This is a genomic window from Actinotalea sp. JY-7876 (genome assembly GCF_014042015.1).
GTDB lineage: Bacteria > Actinomycetota > Actinomycetes > Actinomycetales > Cellulomonadaceae > Actinotalea.
The window spans coordinates 1630840-1649120 of sequence record NZ_CP059493.1; the positions used below are offsets into that span (position 1 = coordinate 1630840).

The window sequence follows — 18281 nt, forward strand, 5'->3', positions numbered from 1 at the left end:
CGGTCGGCGCGCCGACCAGGGAGGTGCCCGATGACCGTCCGCGCGATCCGCGGGGCGACCCAGCTCGAGCGCGACGACCGCGAGCACCTGTTCGAGCGGACCGCGGAGCTGGTCCGGGCGGTGCTCGAGGCGAACGAGCTCGACACCGACGCGCTCATCTCGATCCTCTTCACGTGCACGCCCGACCTGCGCAGCGACTTCCCCGCCACGGCCGCGCGCGAGATGGGCATGGGATCCGTGCCGCTCATGTGCTCGGTCGAGATCGACGTCCCCGGTGCGCTGCCGCGCGTCGTGCGGCTCATGGCGCACGCCGAGCTCGACCGGCCCCGCGAGGACGTCCGTCACGTGTACCTCCACGGCGCGACGGTGCTGCGTCGCGACCTGGCCCAGTGACCCCGGCCGCCACGCGCGGCCCCGTGCGCGTCGTCGGCACGGGTCTGCTCGGCGCGAGCATCGGCATGGGCCTGCGCGCGCTCGGCGTCGACGTGGTGCTGCACGACCCGTCGCGCACCACCCTCCTGCTCGCGCAGGACGTCGGCGCCGGACGGGTCGCGGCGCCGGACGAGCGCGACGTGCGCCTCGTGGTCGTGGCCGCCCCGCCCGACGTGACCGCCGACGTCGTCGCCGCCGAGCTCGAGGCGTTCCCCGACGCCGTGGTGACCGACGTCGCGAGCGTCAAGGGCGCCGTCCTGGCCGCGCTGCGCGAGCGTGGGGCCGACCTGACGCGCTACGTCGGCTCCCACCCGATGGCGGGCTCGGAGCGCACCGGGCCCACCGCGGCCAGGCCGGACCTGTTCCTCGGCCGGCCCTGGGTCGTCGTCGGCTCCGGCGCCTCCACCGGCGAGGCGCTCCTCGCGGTGCGCGGCCTGGTCACGGACCTCGGCGCGACGCCGATCCTGCTCGAGGCCGACGCCCACGACGACGCCGTCGCCCTCGTCTCGCACGTGCCGCAGATCGCGGCGTCGCTCGTCGCGGCGCGGCTGCGCGAGGCCGACCCGTCCGCGCTCGACCTCGCGGGCCAGGGGCTGCGCGACGTCACGCGCGTGGCCGGCAGCGACCCGGCGCTGTGGACCTCGATCCTCGCCGCGAACGCCGCCGCCGTCGCGCCCGTCCTGCGTGCGCTGCGCGACGACCTCGACGGCGTCGTGACGGCGCTCGAGAGCGCCGCGGTCCCGTCCGGGCAGGCGCCGCCGTCCGGCGCGCTCGGGACCGTCGCGGGCGCGATCGCCGCCGGGAACGCGGGCGTGGCCCGGATCCCGGGCAAGCACGGCGGTGCCCGCACCGCCTACGACGTCGTGACGGTCCTCGTGCCGGACCGGCCGGGCGAGCTCGCCCGGCTGCTGGCGGAGATCGGCGCGGCGGGGATCAACCTGGAGGAGCTCCAGCTCGAGCACGCCCCGCGGCAGGCCGTCGGCCTGGCGTCGGTCTCGGTGCTGCGCGGGCTGGGCGGCCGGCTCGAGGCCGAGCTGCGCGGACGTGGATGGAGGCTGGCCGGATGAGTGCGCTCGTCATCGCCGTCGACGGGCCCTCGGGCTCGGGGAAGTCGAGCGTGTGCCGCCAGGTCGCGGCGCGCCTCGGCCTGGCGTACCTGGACACGGGCGCGATGTACCGCGCGGCGACGTGGTGGTGCCTGGAGCAAGGCATCGACCTCGCCGACGGGCCGGCGGTCAGCGCCGCCGTGCACGCCATGGTCCTCGAGCTGGACCTCAACCCGCGGTTCCCGGTGTTCCGGGTCGGTGGGACCGACGTCGGCACCGCGATCCGCACCGGGGAGATCTCGGCGGCCGTCAGCGCCGTGGCGACGAACCTCGACGTGCGCGCCGACCTCGGCGCCCGCCAGCGGCGCGTCATCGAGGTCGAGCGCGGGACGCAGGGGTTCGCCGAGGGCAGGGGCGTCGTCGTGGAGGGCCGCGACATCACCACCGTCATCGCGCCCGACGCCGACGTCCGCATCCTGCTCACGGCGAGCGAGGAGGCGCGCCTGGCGCGCCGCGCGCGCGAGCTGCACGGGTCCGCCGACGCGACGAGCCTCGCCGCGACGCGGGACCAGGTCGTGCGGCGCGACGAGCAGGACTCCACGGTGGTCGAGTTCCGCACCGCCGCCGACGGGGTCGTGACCGTCGACTCGTCCGAGCTCGACCTCGAGCAGACGGTGGAGGCGGTCCTGGCCGTCGTCGAGCGGTCGACCGGCCGGTCCGCCCACACGCCGACGCCGTGAGCCTGAAGCCGGCGGCGGGCGACCCCGCGTCGAGCCCGCCCGGGGGCAGGCCCGTGCCGCGGTGGTCACGCGCGGTGGGCCGGTTCCTCGCCCACGTCGTGTGGCGCACGCGCGTCGTGGGCGCGCACCACGTGCCCGCCAGCGGGCCCGTGATCCTCGCCGCCAACCACCTCGGCGTGGCCGACGGCCCCGTGCTGCACGGCGCGGCCCCGCGCGGCACGCACATCCTGGTCAAGGAGGAGGCCTTCCGCGGCCCGGTCGGGTCGATCCTGCGCGCCGCGGGGCAGATCCCGGTCGACCGCAGCGGGGGGCGCGCCGCCCTGGTGACGGCCCTGGCCGTGCTGCGGCGCGGCGACGTCGTCGGGATCTTCCCCGAGGGCAACCGCGGCCGGGGCGACGGGTCCACGGGTCGCGCGGGCGTCGCCTGGCTCGCGGTGACGTCCGGCGCGCCGGTCGTGCCGGTCGCCGTGCTGGGGACTCGACGCACGGGGGAGTCCACGGGGCGTCTGCCCGGGCCGCGGCGGCGGCTCCACGTCGAGTTCGGCCCGCCGCTCGTGCTGGAGCGCGCGCCGGGCGTCAGCGGCCGGGCGGCCGTCGAGCAGGCGAACGCGGCCCTGCGCGAGGCGCTCGGCGCCCACGTCGTCGCCGTCGTGGGGCGCGCGGGGCTCCCGCTGCCCGACGACGCCTGACGCCGGTTCGTCGGCGGGGCCTCCGGCAGGGGAGGATGGGCCCATGACCGACCAGCACCGCGACGACGTCGTGCCCGACGCCGCACCCCCCGCCGAGCCCGCAGCCCTTCCCGAGGGCGCCGACGAGTACGGCGAGTACGACGGCGACCTCGACGCCCCCGCGCTCGTCGCGCCCGACGCCTCGGTGCCGCAGACGCCCGAGGAGCTCGCGCGCGAGCAGGCGCTGCGCGCCGGCCTCGACGACTTCGAGCTGGCCGAGGAGGACCTCGCCCTGCTCGACGGCCAGGGCGAGGGCGACGGCACCGCGACGCCGGCGGGCCCGCTGCCCGTGCTCGCCGTCGTCGGCCGGCCCAACGTCGGCAAGTCGACCCTGGTCAACCGCATCCTGGGCCGCCGCGAGGCGGTCGTGGAGGACAAGCCCGGCGTCACGCGCGACCGGGTGAGCTACCCGGCGGAGTGGGCCGGCACGGACTTCACGCTCGTCGACACCGGCGGCTGGGAGGTCGACGTCGCGGGGATCCACGCGCGCGTCGCCGAGCAGGCCGAGATCGCGATCGACCTGGCCGACGTCGTCATCTTCGTCGTCGACGCGACCGTGGGTGCGACGTCGACGGACGAGCAGGTCGTGCGGCTGCTGCGCAAGGCCGGCAAGCCCGTGGTCCTGGCCGCGAACAAGGTCGACGGCCCGCGCGGCGAGTCCGACGCGGCCGAGCTGTGGAGCCTCGGCCTGGGCGAGCCGCACCCGATCTCCGCGCTGCACGGGCGGGGGATGGGCGACCTGCTCGACGCCGCCGTCGACCTGCTGCCCGAGGTCTCCGCCAAGGGCTCGGCGCGACCGGGCGGGCCGCGCCGCGTCGCGCTCGTCGGGCGCCCCAACGTCGGCAAGTCGAGCCTGCTGAACAAGCTGCTCGGCGAGGACCGCGTCGTCGTCGACGCCGAGGCGGGCACGACGCGCGACCCGGTGGACGAGCTCGTCGAGCTCGGCGGCAAGACCTGGTGGTTCGTCGACACCGCGGGCATCCGTCGTCGCGTGCACCAGACCACCGGCGCCGACTTCTACGCCTCGCTGCGCACGCAGGCCGCGATCGAGAAGGCCGAGGTCGCCGTCGTCCTGGTCGACGCGAGCACCAAGATGACCGAGCAGGACACGCGCGTCATCTCGCAGGTCGTCGACGCGGGCCGCGCGCTGGTCATCGCGTACAACAAGTGGGACCTCATGGACGAGGACCGCCGTCCGTACCTGGAGCGCGAGATCGAGCAGGACCTCGTGCAGGTGCAGTGGGCCCCGCGCGTGAACCTGTCCGCCCGGACCGGGTGGCACCGCGACCGGCTCGTGCCGGCGATCGAGAAGTCCCTGGCGTCGTGGGACATGCGCATCCCCACGGGGCGGCTCAACGCCTTCCTCGGCGAGCTCGTCGCCGCGCACCCGCACCCGCTGCGTGGCGGCAAGCAGCCGCGCATCCTGTTCGCCACGCAGGCGGACACGCGCCCGCCGCGCTTCGTCATCTTCGCCACGGGCTTCCTCGAGGCGGGCTACCGCCGGTTCATCGAGCGGCGCCTGCGCGAGACGTTCGGCTTCGAGGGCTCGCCGATCTCCATCTCGGTGCGGGTGCGGGAGAAGCGCAAGCGGTGACCGGGACGCGGGCGCCAGCCGCGCGCGCGGGCCGGGAGACGACCGCCGCGCGCGGCCCGGTGCTGCGCCTCGGCCTGCCCCGCGACCCCGCGGCGACGTCGCACCTGACGACGTTCGTCGTCGCGACCGTCGCGGCGGTGCTGCTCACGCGCGGGTTCCTGGCCGCCACGGGCTACCCGCAGATCGGCGGGGGCGGCCTGCACGTGGCGCACGTGCTGTGGGGCGGCCTGCTGATGGCGCTCGCCTTCGTGCTGCTGCTGTCGTTCGCCGGCCCGGTCGTGCGCCCCGTGGGTGCGCTCGTCGGCGGCGTCGGCTTCGGCCTGTTCGTCGACGAGATCGGCAAGTTCGTCACGTCCGACAACGACTACTTCTACGAACCGACGGCGGCGCTGATCTACGGCACGGTCGTGGTGCTCGTGCTGCTGGGCGAGATGCTGCACGGCCGGCGCGAGCACCACCCCGCGGAGTACCTCGCGGCGGCCGCGGACCAGGCGGTCGCCGGGCTCGCGGGCGGCTTCACGCCGAGCGCCCGGGCGGAGGCCAAGGACCTGCTGGAGCGCGCCGGGCCGGTGCGGGGCGCCGCCGAGGTCGCTGCCGTGCTCGACGTGGTGGACGACGACGAGCACGAGCTGCCCAACCCCGTGGGCGCGGCGAGCCGTGCCGTCGTGCGCACCATGCGCCGGCTCGTCACCGCGCGCTGGGTGCCGTGGGTGACCGTCGGGGTGCTGGTGCTCACGTCCCTGGTCACGGTCGGCCGTGGGCTGGCGGCCTGGTGGGGTGGCGCGGACGTGCTCTGGTGGGTGCTCGCAGGGCTGCTCCTCAGCGCGGCGGCCTCGACGGCGTTGGCCGTCGCGGGGCTCGTCGTGGTGCGCCGCGACCGCCTGGCCGGCTACCTGCTCTTCCGCCGCGCCGTCCTGGTGAGCCTGCTGTTCACGCAGGTGTTCCTCTTCCGGATCCAGGAGTGGACCGCGACCGCTGGCGTGCTCGTGGACCTCGTGGTGCTGGGCCTGGTCGCCGCGGAGCTCAATCAGATCAGCGAGGCGCGGCGCCACCGGAGCGAGCGCGCTGGGGAGCGGTCGGGCGGCTGACGGCCAGCCGGCCCGCAGTGCCACGAGCGGCGCGCGGGCGGCGGATCAGCAGGGCGCGGGGTTCGAGCAGCGGTAGCGCCCGTCGTCGAGCACATCGACCACGTAGCTGCGGCCGGCGGCCGGCTCGCCGTCGAGGTCGTCACGGTCCACGGACCAGACCTCCACCTGCTGCGGCATCCAGCCGCACACCGTGTCGGGCTCGACGGCGATGCGCAGGCGCACGGTCCGGTCGTTCTCGTCCACCACGAGCTGGCTGACCTCGGTGCACTGCCCGTAGGACGCGATGAGGAGGGCGACCTCGTCCAGGTCCGCCTCCTCGACGGGCGCGGTGTCGAGCGTGAAGGCTTCGGGGAGCGCGTCGAGGAAGGCGTCGCGGTCGGCGTCCGAGGTGAGCAGCCGCGGCTTGCGTGCGTCGATGTCGACCACGGCGTCGTCGTCGGCCTCGGACCACCCCACGACGAGGTCGCCGATCTCGCGCCGGTCGTCGAGTCCGGGGCCGGGGGCTGCGCACCCCGCGCACAGGAGGACCACGGCGAGGGCTCCGGCGGTGCGTCGCACGTGGCCTCCGCGGCTCGGGGAGAGGGGCGGGTCCGACCGTAGCGCTCCGGTCGTGTCGGCGCCCGGTCGTAGCGTCGCGGCCAGGACACGACGAGAGGGGTGGCGCGATGTGCGTGGAGTGTGACGAGGCGGCGTGGGGCGAGGGACCGCGGTGGGGCGACGAGTGGTCCTGGTTCGACGAGGAGGCGCGGCGGCCGCGCGGCGCCCGGTACCTGGAGGAGATCGCCGAGACGGGCTGGGCGGTGTGCACGGTCCCGGGCGACGGCCTCGAGCTGCCGTACGGCTACACGGTGGGGCTGACCCGCTACCACGGGCACCCGGAGGTGATGGTCAGCGGGGTCGACTCGTGCGGGGCCATGGAGTACCTCGACCGTGTCGGGGCGCGGGTGCGCGCGGGGGAGCGGTTCGGCTTCGGCGACGAGGTGGAGCTCGGCGCGGAGCGGGGCGTGTTCCTCGCGGTCGACCAGCCCGAGCGCCTGGACATCGCCCAGGCGGTCTACGGCCACCCGGAGACGAGCGTGGTGCCGGCGCTCCAGCTCGTGGTCTCCGACGACGCCGGCCGGTGGCCGTGGGAGCGCGGCTGGCAGGGCTGGGCGCAGGTGCTCTACGGGACGCCGCGGGCGGTCGGCTGACGTCTGGGTGCGTGGAGTGGTCCCCGGTGGGGCCGAGGCTGCGATAGAGTTCTCCAGGCCCTCCGGCGTAGCCGGTCGGCCATCGGGATGTGGCGCAGCTTGGTAGCGCACTTGACTGGGGGTCAAGGGGTCGCAGGTTCAAATCCTGTCATCCCGACAGTGTTAATGCTGGTCAGAGGCCCGCACCGCTTCGGCGGGGCGGGCCTCTGTGCGTCCGGTAGGCCTATCGGTAGGCCTAAGTACGCCCTGGACGAACAGGGACGGCGACGTAGGCAGTTGGATGTCCGGTGGATGCATGAATGAGAACCGCCTGGGTGCGCCACTCCGGCGGCGAGTAACGCCACCAGGCACAGATGTGCTGGCTGCCCGGCGGTCATGTGCGCGGAAGATCAGCGCGAGCTCGTACCGGCGATGGTCCGGTGCACTGACGGGGAGGCGTCGCGTGCGCGACAACGCGCAGCTCGGCGCCCTCCGAGGCGCCGGGGGCGCTCAGTTCGGTGTGGGTGGTGGCACATCAACCGTCACCAGGACGCTCCACCACTCGTCGCCGACCGCCGCATCGGCCTGGATCTGCAGACGCTGTTGCGAGACATCGTTCAGCTCAAGTTGCCAGGTCGCGCGATCGAATGGCTTAAGGGCAACACCGTTGTGCACCGGTGCGAAGGCCTCGTGGTGCGGCGATCGACTCGACGTGTCTATGCCCAACTGGCCCGACGAGAACTGCACGTCCACCGGCGCGTCCAGCAAGCGCACCCGCAACTCCGTCAGCGCCGGCGAGGTCTCCAGTCGCAGACACAATCGGGCGTAGGGGGCCGCGTGCTTCAGCCGCTCCACCTCCCCGCTGATGCGTGGCACCACCTCGTCGTGACGGCGGGCTTCCTCCAGCGCGAGCGTTCCTGACGCGGCTTTCGCCTGTCGGCGGGTGTACCAGGCCGCAGCCACGGCCACAGCTAGGGCGAGAAGCGAGATCACGAGCGCCGCGATGGTCACATGTGGATCATCCCGCCCACTTCGGTCGCCGCGCCCCGATTCGCGGAGAGACGCACCTCCGGCGGCGCCCTACTCCTTCAAGGGATCACTCCGTAGAGGGGCGTCCGTGTCGAACCGCACCCGCTGGGCAGCCGCCCTGCCGTGCCTTCGGCTCTATGCCGAATCAGGAAGCCAAGCGCGGGGACGTCTACCGGGTCCACCGGTCGGCGACCGTCGAACAGGACGACCTCCGTGCTGCGCATCCGATGGTGTGCGTGGCTGAGCAGCCGAGGGACCCTGCAGCCTGGAAGGGTATGGCGCGGGTTTCGACGGGAGCCCAGCCAGAGGACCTGGAGAGCCCTCAGCGCGCCGACCTGCCATTCACGAAGGATGGGCACTGGACGTACCGTTACCTCCGCGCGGTGAAGAAGTCGCTAACTGGGGACCCTGGACTCTGCCCGTTCCAGGTCACCCTGCCCGAGCCTTTGAGGACGGAAGTTCTCGACCACTACAAGAACCGGCCTCGCGCGGACGGCACCACTAGGAAGATGGGTTCACACTGAACCGGATGGCCGGATACTCCCTGACCGAAGCACCTGCCGGCGTCGTGAACCCGGAGGTCTGGACCAAACGGCGTGCCCGACAGGGTCGCTGCGGGGGACTTGTGGTTGCTGTCGTGGGACGGAATCGGCTTGGGCCTTGGCGTGATCTCCGCACACATGCGTGACTACGTCCTGATGTGGCCAGTGACGCTTCCGTCCGAGCCGAGCCACTCTCCAGCTCTGTTGACCGAGGACAGCCCGCTCGGCGTGCCCGTGAGCATCTGGCCCACCCGCGAGACGGGCGTCGGTGACGCGTTGCTGCACCGCCGCCTGGGCCGGCTGCTCACACCCCGCCTCATGGTCGCGATCGAGGACGCGCTCGACGAGGACGAGAGCCCTCCACTACCGATCGCGGCTCCTCCGTCGGACCCGGCCCAGCAGCGCGCCCAGGACGAGGAGATGATCGACCGTTGGGAGGCGATCTGCCTGATGCAGTGGCCAGCGCCGACGGCGACGGACCTCAGGCTTGATCGTGAGGCTGCCGGCCGCCACGGCCTGACGCCAACCCGCCTGAGCCAGTGCTCGAGGTAGACGCTGGCGAAGCGGTCGCGCTCCAATTGGGCGAGGTCCCCCTTGCACCGGAGCAGGCGGAGGCCATCGCAGCCGACCTCGAAGTGGCAGTCACCGAGCTCGTTTCGCCGACGCGCGTAACGGCCACGACCGCCCTCCTGGACCCGGTGTGGAAGAGCGACGTTCTACGGGTAGCGGCTTCTCGTGCCATCGGCGAGGCATCGGCCCGTGACCTCGTTGCCACGGAGTTCGCGCTCGCCGCGCGGTCGTCGAACTCTCCGGCCGACTTGGTCCGCGCGGCGTTCGCTCGCCTTCTGTGCGAGTGAGGCTGCGATGGCCCGCGACCTCCGAGATATGGCGGCTCGCCACGCACATCGGGAGATCGCCGACGCGCTGCTCGACCTCGAGGCTGGCCGGCGCGTTTATGACTTCGCTCGGCTGGCGGACGACCCTGCAGAAGAGCTAGGCATCGTCGGTGAGGTTGAAGTCCACTTCGACACCGTGACGCCCGGAGACTGTGGCGTCTCCGGCTACTACCGGCACGACGGGCCGCGCGGCCCGCAGATTGTCGTGCACCCGTCGGGCGTGTCAACCCGTGACAACTTCACGATCCTGCACGAGTTCGCCCACCACTTGCAGCGCACCCACCTTGCCTGGGCGGACGTGTGGGTCACGATGGGGGAACGCGAGGCCCGACTGCTCAACGAGGGCACCGCCGATGCCGTTGCCGCCGAAATCCTCATCCCTGGCGACCAGGCAGCTTTCTCGGCTTCGGATGTCACCGCCGCGGATCTCGCGCAGGCACATCTGGCGCACCCGTCCGTGTCGCGTTCGGCTGTCGGCTATCGGGCGCTGAGCGACGCACAGCCTGCGGACAACCTCGCCGTTGCGGTCCTCGATCTGGATGGGTGCGTGGTATTCGCCAGGTCCGTGGGAACCGTCATGGCGCCGCGTCGTGGGGCCGTGCAGGAAGCCCTCGCAGCGCTGGTAACCCGAGCCACCGAGGGGTCCGGGCAGGTGTCCGGGACGCTGCTCCCTGGCCTTGAGGCAGGGTCCGGGTATATCCAGGACGGCTTGGCCGCGTCGCTGGCACTCGATGCCAATGGCGAGTACGCGTTCGCCGTAGTCAGGCCACTGCATCGGTACGTTGCACCGCGCTGGTCCAAGGAGCAGCGCGAGTGCTCGAGTCCTGCATGCGAGCACGTGTTCGAGACCGACGACCAGACCAGCTGGTGTCGCCGCTGCCACGCGCCGCTCTGCCCGGAGTGCGGTGCCTGTGCCTGCGAGGCACAACGGGCGGTGTGCAGCGCGTGCGGGTTGACACTCAGCAACGCTGAGGAGTCCGATCCGAGTCGTCATGAGTGCTGGTGACGTCTAGGACGGACAGGGTGAGATGACAAGGCGACGGCGCCTTGGCCGGGGTCATACAGTTGTTCGGGTGGAAGACCTGGCGGCGTTCCTACGTACCCAGCCGCTGGGAGACCCACGTCCGAGTGGAAGTCAGCTGAACTCCCGCTCGAGGACGCGATGATGGGGGCAACACCCCACCTAGAAGGTCTGAAACCACGAACGTCACTTCTCTTGGCAGTTGAGTACGCATAGTGTCGACTGTGCGGACAGCAGCCGCACCTTTTCCGCACAGGAGAGTCCCTTTTACACATGCCAGCAGACCGCTGCCGCAGCGGAACTCGCCGCCGCGGCGAGCCTGCAAGAAGGGGACGGAGCCGCGTGACAACGGACGACGCACTCCTGGGACGGCTGAGCCTTCCGGTCGCTCCCGGTGCACCGGCGACGGTGGTCTGCAAGCACCCCGCGCTGCGCCTCGCCGTCGTCGAGCGTGACTCGGTCGGACACCTGAGCGACGAGTGGGACGTCGCCGGCGTCTACCTCCTTCTCGGCCCCGTCGCCGCGGACGGGACATACGAGGCCTACGTGGGCAAGGCTGCGCTGCAGGGCCTACGGAGCCGGCTGAAGGGCCCGGACCACAGGAACAAGGTCCACTGGACCCGGGCGCTCCTGGTGGCGCGCGACGCAAGCGAAGCCTTCCACTCCGCCGAGGTCGGATGGCTCGAGGGCCGGCTCTGGGACCTGCTGAAGAACGCCCCCGCCGCGACCCTCATCAACAAGCCCCAGCCCAAGGACGAAACGCTCCACCCGTCAGAGCGCGCCTTCCTCGAGGCATGCGTCGGTCCGGTCGCCGGCCTGCTACGGGTGCTCGGCGCGTCCCCGGACACACTCGACCAGCTATCAGCGAAGCCCACCAGGAAGCGCCGCCGCTACGACGAGACCGTCTCCGACCTCATCGACGCCAAGCTCCTGTCGATTGGAGGTGGCCTGCATCCGATGGAGACGAAGTTCACGACGGTGGCGACGGTGCTCGGCGACGGCTCGCTCGAGATCGGCAACGCCAACTACAAGGCGGTGTCGGAGGCTGCCACCGTCGTCGCAGGGTCCAATCGCAATGGTTGGGACTTCTGGGGGGTTCCTTCAGGGTCTGGATCGCTCGTGTCGCTAGCTTCGCTGCGGAACCGCCTTCAGGACAACGCGAAGTCGACCTCCACCGCGCCGGCATCGGCACCGGCAGCACAGAAGCTGCCGTCGCTCGAGAGAACAACCGTCGGCACGGAGAAGCGCGCCAAGAAGGCCGCAGCGAGGCGGCAGCGGTCGTCCGGGGAGACGACCACCTCGCTGGCTGACATGGTGGCTGACGGGTTCTTGAGCCCCCCGGCGCCGGTACGGGCGACATTCCGCGGCGTGTCGTTCGAGGCCGTCGTCGACCCCCAGGGTGCCGTTGTCCTCGGCGGCCGTTCCTACACGCCCTCGGGTGCCGGAAGGGCTGCGAAGACCTCCGTCGCGGGCGCCGACGCCAGCAAGGGCGTCCTCGCCACCGACGGGTGGATCTTCTGGAGTGCGCAGGACTCCGCTGGCGAGTGGGCCACCTTGGCGGAGCTCCGGCGCCGTTACGTCGAGCAGCTGCCTGCGCGGGACGAATCGTGACGACGACTGAGCCTGCCCCCGCCGGCTCCGGTCCGGGCACGCCCCTATGGCTGCAGCGCTCACTCGATGTCCGCGAGGGGCGCGACCCGCTCGGCCTGCAGACCACCACACAGGACCGACTGACGCCGATCCTGCTCCCGGGCATCCTTGAGCTGTCCCGGCGGGCCCGGTACTTCTCGTTCCATGCCTGGCTGTTGCACACGTACCGGGAGCGGAAGTTCAAGGCCGAGAGCAGTGCCCTCTCGAGCTTCATCAAGGCCCGGGAGTGGGACTACGGCCTTGCAGTGCTCCGCTGCCCGCACGACTGTGGCTCGAGCCCGGTGGGTGCCCTCAGCCTGCGAGGCGTTGTGGCCCAGGCTGGCCCGTACCCGCGCGGGGAGTCGGTGAAGAGCGCGTTGGGCGGCTACGGGCTCTACTACCGCTCACCGATGGCCGAGCTCAGACTCGTCGCCCGTGCGGGCACCCCGCTTGGAGAGGGCCCAATCCCGATCGACGTCCTGCACGACACCGACCGCGCCCGAGGTCTTGTTGAGACCTTCAGCGCCGCCGTGACCGACACCAGCTACGTCAAGCACTGGATGTTCACCAGCGACCCGCTGCCGGCTGACGTGCTTGACGAGCTGGCCGAAACCGCCTGCCTATGCCAGCTGCGGGCCCGGCCCGAGGAGCGCAACGCCGTTCACGCTGCGCTGTTCACCATCGACGAGTACGCCGGCGCCGCAATTGCGCCCGGCGATGCCGGCGCAGCACCGGAAGGCGAGGAGGTACCGCCGCTTGTTCTCGACGCCGAGGCAGCGGTCGCCCAACGCCGGGCCAGCTTCGCTCACTACCTGAGCCTCATCGAGGCGGCTCCGACCATCGTCGGGGACGAGTCCGCGTTCCGCGAGTCCTTGTGGTCGTCGTCGGCGGCGCGGTCTGACGCCCACCGGGTCGTGGCTGGCCAGTGGGCGGGGCTCGTCGCCAAGGATGTCTGGCAGGACGCACTGTGCAGCATCTGGGCCGAGTTCGGCCGGGCCGGCTTGGACCGGGCGCGGGCTACTGGTGAGGGCCTGACCTGGACCGAGACGGGGGACCTCACCCGATCGCTGGTCGCCGGACCGCCGCCCCTCGACGCTGCGGCTCCTACAGTCGAGATCGCCGCTGCCGTTGAGGGCGGACAGGTAACCCTCCCCGGCGTCGACGGGACCCTCGCTGCGACCTCTCTCGAGAGCCTGCGGGCTGCCACGGTTGAGCTCAACACAGCCAGCAGCGGCCTGATCGTGCTGCTGGAGCTCCATCGCCGCGCCTACGGCCGGGCCGACCCCGGCTGGACCCAGACCGCCACGGTCCGCTCCGCTTGGCAGCCCTCTGTCGTCGACGTCCTCGCCGCTCTCCATACCCATCTCGCCGAAGGGCCGACCGTCGCCGACACCTTGTGGTATCTCGTGCAGCGCTACGTCATCCGCGTGCATGAGCGCATTGCCTACTCCAAGCTGCCCGAGGACACTTTCCGCTTCCGGTGGGAGGACGGCCGGATGCGCTTCTACGACAACGGCATCGGCCGGTTCCCGCTCGCCGCGATCCGCAAAGATCCGTTGGCGCTCATCTCCCTCGACCTAGGGTTGTGCACTCGCAGCGACTCAGACGAGGCGCAACTGACCGCTCGCGGAACCGCCTTCATAGCCGAGGTCTTCGGGTGAGTGGGACAGGCGTCGAGGGCATCCGCCCCATCGCCGAACTGTTTCGAGGCGACTGCGTCGCCCTTTGGGCCACCACATTCAACATCGAGCTGAGCCTGTTCAACGAATACCTGCTGCGACGCCTCGGCGACAGTCCGCTAAACGCCGTCGTGCTCGCCGACCAGCGTCGCTTGGACGAGTCGCTGGAAGCCATCCCTGCTGAGCGACTCGACACTCTCGGAGCCGTCAACCGCCGCTGGCTGCTGCGCGGAGTCCAGGTGGGCAGCGGCCGCTTCCACCCGAAGTCCTATCTGGCGGTTCGAGCGCGCACTGCCACGCTGATGGTCGGCTCCGGCAATCTCTCCACCGATGGTATCGACGCCGGCCGCGAGGTCTTCAGCTCTTTCACCAGCGGGACCCCGGTCGGTGACACCGCGCTGGCGACCTGGAGGTCCTGGATGCGCCGGCTCGTCGGCGAGTCCGGCGACACCCTGCTGGCCGAGCGCTTCGCCGATCTCGAGCAGCGCCTCCCGAAGCCCGAAGGGCTGACCGCCGTCGCAGACAGCCCGGTGTGGCACAACCTCGACGCGCCGCTCGGACCCCGCTTCTGCGACAAGGTGGCGGCAGCGGCGGACGGGCCCATCGACGAACTGATCGCGACTGCGCCCTTCTTCGACGAGGAAGCCGTGGCACTTGGATCCCTCGTACAGCGGCTCCAACCGAGACTGCTCCGGCTCTACATGACCTCGACCACCTCGGTGGCCGGCGCCGCCCTCCGCCAGCGGCTTCGCGAGGCCGGCTGCGCGGTCGAGCTGTACGCGTACGAGCCTGACCGCTTCACCCACGCCAAGCTCATCGGTGCCGTGGCCGCGGACCGGGGCTGGATGCTCTCGGGCTCGGCGAACCTCTCGCGTGCTGCGCTGACGCTTCCGCCGGGCGTGGCCAACGTCGAGCTAGCCGTCTTCGCGGAGTTGGGTGCCGAGCACCTGCGAGGCGTCTTCCTTCCTCCCGGCGTCCACGCGATACCGCTCAACCTCGACGAGCTCGAGAAGATTACCTACGACGCCGACGACACCCCCGCCCACACCAATAAGGTTCGTCTACAGCGGGCGACGCTGGTTGGTGAGGGCAGGATCCGGGCTCAGACCGAGCCGGCAGCAGAAGAGGGCTGGCAACTCGCCGACCACCAGAACCGCAGCGCACTCGTCCTTGGGATGGGCGCCGCGACGACCGCCGAAGCACTCGTCGGACCCCTCGTGCGTATCGAAGACCAGGCGGGGGAGACGCTCTCGAACTGGGTGGTGCTGGAGGACCCCGACGCACTTGCTCGCACGCTCGCCGCCACGCAGGCCGGCGGATCGTCCCGACCGGTCGAGCTCACCGGTGCCGAGCTCGACACTCCTCTCGGCCGGGCCCTGCTATACCTGCATCGCAATCTCGTCATGGACGCGGCCGAGATCCCGACGGCCACGGCCGGAGGCAGCAGCGTGGTCGGCGACGAGGTCGCCTCCAGCGACACCGACAACCTCTGGGATCGCCTCGAGCGCGAGACGCTCGGCCGCGACCCGCGCGCCGGCACCTACGGCAGGCTCGTGGCCGCACGGGCCCGAACGGACACGCTCACCGACCCCCTCGTCGAGTTGCTCGATGCGATGCGGGAGCGGACCCCGGCGGGGGAGCGCCTGCAGAGCCGTGCTGGCGGATCGGTACTCGCCAGACTGGTGCGCGAGCACACCGAGCGCGGTGAGCGAGCCCACGTGAGGTGGAGCACAAGCGCCCGCATCCGAGTGCGCACCCGCAACGTGCTTCGACGCTGGGCCTCGGCCCAGACGGACCCACGCCTCGCCTGGGTCAACCCGCTGGCCCCCCTACTCAACCTGCAGGCGGTGGCCACGGTCTTCGCCGACCTGTACCTGCGGGCCATCGACGACGACCAGCAGAGCGAACTTGACTCCGCCGACCTCGACGACCTGTGGGTCCGGTGGTTCGCGCCAATCGTCGGGACCGGCCAGCGGGACGGCTGGCTCGACCGCGCGGGACTCAGCACCGCCGAGCTCGCCGAGTACATCACCGACGGCTTCGCCGAGATCTGCAGTGCCCTCTGCTGGTTGGCCCTCCGCCCAGGCTCGTCTCGACGAGAGCGCATCATCCGTTGGCAGTCCCCGCTGGCGGCCGCGCTCGATCGGGGCCTCCTCGTTGACACCGACGACAGCGCGGCGTACGTCTCGCTAATCGTCGGTCACGAGGTATCGCGCGACCAGCTCACTACGGACTTTCTCGAAGCGATCGAGTTCGTCGACGACCGCTTGTGGTGCGAAAAGACGGCCCACGAGCTGGCGCTGGACACCCTCGACCTAGAGACCGCGGCCAGCGACAACTTCGCGAAGGTGGTCGTCCGAGGCGTCGCCGACCCACTCCACGATCCTCGCTTGGCGCGTTTGGTCGCTGCCGTCAGGGCCTACCGCAGAGTCGACGCCGTCGCCGTTTATGCCGCCGACCTCGACTGGCGCATCGTCATCGAACCCGGGCAGAGGGCCTACTTCCTCCCGCAGCTGGGCGCCGATCCATTCGAGTCGGCCGCGCTCTCGGTCGAGGACCTCGACCAGTTGGTAGCCGCGCAGCGGGTTCTGGCTGACCTCTTCCCGCCGACGGTGAAGGTCGCGTAGGCCCCCATAGCGTTGACGATGGGTCGTTCGCAGGTGGCGCTTCGAGTCGGTGGACACTGAGGCCGGCGAGGCATCCATGTTCAGTCGCCGGGGCCGGAGCCCCACTACGTGAGATGGCGAGGGCGGCCGGGGACAAGCGCAACCTCAGCCGCCAACCCGCGAATATGGGCCGTCTCGCTCGGGACATCGTCCGACCGACAAGTGGCTCCACAAACGCGCCGCGGCAGCGGGGTCCGACGGTCAGGTCCGCGAGCGCCTGAAGCCGTCCGCTCTCCGGTCGTGCGCGTCGCAGTGCATGGCGCTCTACTGACGCGCAGGAGGTGCGCGATTATAGGTCGCATGCTCACAGCAGGAATCGACCTGGCGGCGCAGCCTGCCAAGACCGGTGCGGTCGTTGTCGACTGGTCAGGGCGGGCCCCGGTGGTGGTGCAGGCCGTGCGCGGGGCCGATGACGCCGACGTGCTGGCGGTGTGCGCGGTGGTCGCCGAAGCCGGCGGCAAGGTCGGCATCGACTGCCCCCTCGGCTGGCCGCGCGCCTTCGTGGACTACGTCAGCGCCCACGCCGCACACCGTCTCCTCCCTGACCCGCTGCCGTCGTCGGCGGAGCTGCGCCTGAGAGTCACAGGCCACGTGCAGGTGGCCGCTGGCCGGCGGCCGCTGTCCGTCAGTACCGACAAGCTCGGCAGCACCCCCCTGCGGGCCGCGCGGATCCTCGCCGCCGTAGCAGCGGCCCACGGGCCCTCGGCTGCTGAGCGCGCAGGAAGAGCACTAGTGGCCGAGGTGTACCCCGCAGCCAGCCGTCACGCCTGGCGCCTGTCGCCAACCCAGCGGGACCTCGCGCCACTCATCGAGCCGCTGGACGCCCAGGTCATGCCTGCGCTGGCCGGCGCGCTCCTAAACGAGCACGTCTTCGACGCCCTCGTCGCAGCGCTGACCGCGCGGGCTGTCGCCATGGGTCAGACGGTTCTGCCGGAGCAGGACCAGGTCCAATCAGCGGAGGAGGAAGGGTGGATCCACGCACCCACCCCCGGCCACCAGCTCTCCAAACTGCGCGGTTGTGGAAGATAGGGCCGCGGCGCCCGGCGACGCCGGGCTAGGGCCCGCGAATTGTAGGAGCGTCAACGACGGCGGTCGACCGGGTGGCCAGGGCGCGCTAGCCGTCGTGGCGACGGTCACCGCCGCTTCTTCTTCGGCGCCCACATCCACAGGGCCGCGTCCAGGAGCCGTAGCCGACTCGTGTCCCCACGCACATCCCGGTCCGGCAGCCCCGCCTTCAGGGCGTCGGCGAGTTCGTCGATCGCCTCGATGATCTGCGGGGTGCCGATGAGGGCCCGATAGACCTGCGAGTCGATCCGGTAATCGCCCCTGTCCTTCTCGCCCCTCGCGGACGGGATAAGGCCCAGGTACTCGCAGCCGACCTCGTCGCGGACTGGGAACAGCTCGTATCGCTTCCGAGCGCACAGTTTCGAGGGTGTCACCCATGCATTCGGGTTCCTCGTGGCCGGGTCCGACAACGCGGCCTTGACCGCGAGGTACAGCCGCTCCATCGCGAGGAAGTCGAGAGGTCCAGCGACCAGAAGGTCTTTGTGGTCTACGTCCGCGAGTGCCTCAAGGATCGCGGGCCGGTGCGTGTTGCCCTCGAGGATCCGGCGCGTCGCACCCGACCCGACTTCCACCTTCATGAGCGTCACGGCGTGTAGATCGACGGCGGTGATGTCGCTCGGGTCGTTCGGGTGTAGTTCGACGAAACTGGCCCCCGACGTAGTCCCCGGTCCGGTCGTAGTAGCTGGCAACCCGGTCGATCGGGCGTCTTGTCGTGACGCTGGTCAGAGCCTCCATCGACTTCGTCGCCGCCGCCGCGATCAGGGTCGGGTCGACCTCCGGCCAGCCCTCGGGAACCTGCTTCCACACGTCGGCGTCGGCCATGCGGGTGATCGTTGCACGCCTTGGTGCCGCTTCGTGCCGGTCTAGTGCCTATTGGCTGTGCGAGCCCTGCCTGGCGGCATCCGGCGGCGCTCTCGGCGGGGACAGATGGATCGCGCGTCTGATGTTGTCCAGGCA

At 71.4% G+C, this 18281-nt stretch carries 17 protein-coding genes and 1 tRNA gene; 15 read left to right on the forward strand and 3 right to left on the reverse strand.

Annotated elements, in window-relative coordinates; genetic code table 11:
- Window positions 1-30: 30 nt before the first annotated feature.
- The 6 genes from aroH to H2O74_RS07675 are packed head-to-tail and all read left to right on the forward strand — an operon-like array spanning window position 31 to window position 5628.
- Window positions 31-393, forward strand: coding sequence for a chorismate mutase (aroH, locus tag H2O74_RS07650; protein WP_182113831.1), 363 nt, complete (start codon window positions 31-33; stop codon window positions 391-393).
- Window positions 390-1499, forward strand: coding sequence for a prephenate dehydrogenase (locus tag H2O74_RS07655; RefSeq protein WP_182113832.1), 1110 nt, complete (start codon window positions 390-392; stop codon window positions 1497-1499). Before aroH ends, H2O74_RS07655 begins: the two co-directional genes overlap by 4 nt.
- Window positions 1496-2218 carry a (d)CMP kinase gene (gene cmk, locus H2O74_RS07660; protein WP_182113833.1) on the forward strand — a complete coding sequence of 241 codons (723 nt, stop codon included), beginning with the start codon at window positions 1496-1498 and terminating at the stop codon, window positions 2216-2218. Before H2O74_RS07655 ends, cmk begins: the two co-directional genes overlap by 4 nt.
- Window positions 2215-2907: a 1-acyl-sn-glycerol-3-phosphate acyltransferase gene (locus tag H2O74_RS07665; protein WP_182113834.1), complete on the forward strand. Its 693-nt coding sequence runs from the start codon at window positions 2215-2217 to the stop codon at window positions 2905-2907. Before cmk ends, H2O74_RS07665 begins: the two co-directional genes overlap by 4 nt.
- Window positions 2908-2950: 43 nt before the next feature.
- A complete protein-coding gene (gene der / locus H2O74_RS07670; RefSeq protein WP_182113835.1) occupies window positions 2951-4540 on the forward strand; it encodes a ribosome biogenesis GTPase Der in 1590 nt (529 codons plus the stop codon).
- Window positions 4537-5628, forward strand: a complete 1092-nt coding sequence (locus H2O74_RS07675) for a hypothetical protein (protein ID WP_182113836.1) — start codon at window positions 4537-4539, stop codon at window positions 5626-5628. Before der ends, H2O74_RS07675 begins: the two co-directional genes overlap by 4 nt.
- A gap of 45 nt (window positions 5629-5673) precedes the next feature.
- On the opposite strand, the gene H2O74_RS07680 is transcribed toward H2O74_RS07675, so the two are convergent.
- Entirely contained in the window at window positions 5674-6186 is a 513-nt protein-coding gene (locus tag H2O74_RS07680) for a hypothetical protein (protein WP_182113837.1), read from the reverse strand.
- Window positions 6187-6293: 107 nt separating this feature from the next.
- Between H2O74_RS07680 and H2O74_RS07685 the strand changes: the two genes are divergently transcribed.
- Together H2O74_RS07685 and H2O74_RS07690 are read left to right on the forward strand one after the other, a co-directional pair.
- The gene (locus H2O74_RS07685; RefSeq protein ID WP_182113838.1) at window positions 6294-6818 is read left to right on the forward strand and encodes a DUF4262 domain-containing protein; all 525 of its coding nucleotides are present in this window, start codon (window positions 6294-6296) and stop codon (window positions 6816-6818) included.
- A gap of 83 nt (window positions 6819-6901) precedes the next feature.
- A tRNA-Pro gene (locus tag H2O74_RS07690) sits at window positions 6902-6975 on the forward strand.
- Between the two features lie 332 nt (window positions 6976-7307).
- Here H2O74_RS07690 and H2O74_RS07695 read toward each other — a convergent pair.
- Entirely contained in the window at window positions 7308-7808 is a 501-nt protein-coding gene (locus H2O74_RS07695; RefSeq protein ID WP_182113839.1) for a hypothetical protein, read from the reverse strand.
- 764 nt (window positions 7809-8572) lie between these two features.
- On the opposite strand from H2O74_RS07695, the gene H2O74_RS07700 reads away from it, so the two are divergent.
- The 7 genes from H2O74_RS07700 (at window position 8573) to H2O74_RS07730 (ending at window position 17288) form a co-directional block, all read left to right on the forward strand.
- Window positions 8573-8920 (forward strand): hypothetical protein, encoded by a 348-nt coding sequence (locus H2O74_RS07700; RefSeq protein ID WP_182113840.1) that lies wholly within the window; start codon window positions 8573-8575, stop codon window positions 8918-8920.
- Window positions 8908-9225, forward strand: coding sequence for a hypothetical protein (locus tag H2O74_RS07705; protein WP_182113841.1), 318 nt, complete (start codon window positions 8908-8910; stop codon window positions 9223-9225). Before H2O74_RS07700 ends, H2O74_RS07705 begins: the two co-directional genes overlap by 13 nt.
- A gap of 7 nt (window positions 9226-9232) precedes the next feature.
- Window positions 9233-10270 (forward strand): ImmA/IrrE family metallo-endopeptidase, encoded by a 1038-nt coding sequence (locus H2O74_RS07710; protein WP_182113842.1) that lies wholly within the window; start codon window positions 9233-9235, stop codon window positions 10268-10270.
- Between the two features lie 357 nt (window positions 10271-10627).
- Window positions 10628-11896, forward strand: coding sequence for a hypothetical protein (locus tag H2O74_RS07715; protein ID WP_182113843.1), 1269 nt, complete (start codon window positions 10628-10630; stop codon window positions 11894-11896).
- Complete coding sequence (locus H2O74_RS07720; protein WP_182113844.1) at window positions 11893-13575, forward strand: hypothetical protein; 1683 nt, start codon at window positions 11893-11895, stop codon at window positions 13573-13575. Before H2O74_RS07715 ends, H2O74_RS07720 begins: the two co-directional genes overlap by 4 nt.
- Window positions 13572-16220: a hypothetical protein gene (locus H2O74_RS07725; RefSeq protein WP_182113845.1), complete on the forward strand. Its 2649-nt coding sequence runs from the start codon at window positions 13572-13574 to the stop codon at window positions 16218-16220. The genes H2O74_RS07720 and H2O74_RS07725 overlap by 4 nt, the downstream gene beginning before the upstream one ends.
- 339 nt (window positions 16221-16559) lie before the next feature.
- Complete coding sequence (locus H2O74_RS07730; protein ID WP_182113846.1) at window positions 16560-17288, forward strand: DUF429 domain-containing protein; 729 nt, start codon at window positions 16560-16562, stop codon at window positions 17286-17288.
- A gap of 104 nt (window positions 17289-17392) precedes the next feature.
- Here the strand turns inward: H2O74_RS07730 and H2O74_RS07735 are convergent, their stop codons facing one another.
- Window positions 17393-18013: a DUF6308 family protein gene (locus H2O74_RS07735; protein WP_220458034.1), complete on the reverse strand. Its 621-nt coding sequence runs from the start codon at window positions 18011-18013 to the stop codon at window positions 17393-17395.
- Between the last annotated feature and the right edge of the window lie 268 nt (window positions 18014-18281).

Coding starts and splice junctions, on each gene's coding strand:
- H2O74_RS07730 (WP_182113846.1), top strand. CDS start 16,560: ATGCTCACAGCAGGAATCGACCTGGCGGCGCAGCCTGCCAAGACCGGT.
- H2O74_RS07685 (WP_182113838.1), top strand. CDS start 6,294: ATGTGCGTGGAGTGTGACGAGGCGGCGTGGGGCGAGGGACCGCGGTGG.
- aroH (WP_182113831.1), top strand. CDS start 31: ATGACCGTCCGCGCGATCCGCGGGGCGACCCAGCTCGAGCGCGACGAC.
- H2O74_RS07710 (WP_182113842.1), top strand. CDS start 9,233: ATGGCCCGCGACCTCCGAGATATGGCGGCTCGCCACGCACATCGGGAG.
- der (WP_182113835.1), top strand. CDS start 2,951: ATGACCGACCAGCACCGCGACGACGTCGTGCCCGACGCCGCACCCCCC.
- cmk (WP_182113833.1), top strand. CDS start 1,496: ATGAGTGCGCTCGTCATCGCCGTCGACGGGCCCTCGGGCTCGGGGAAG.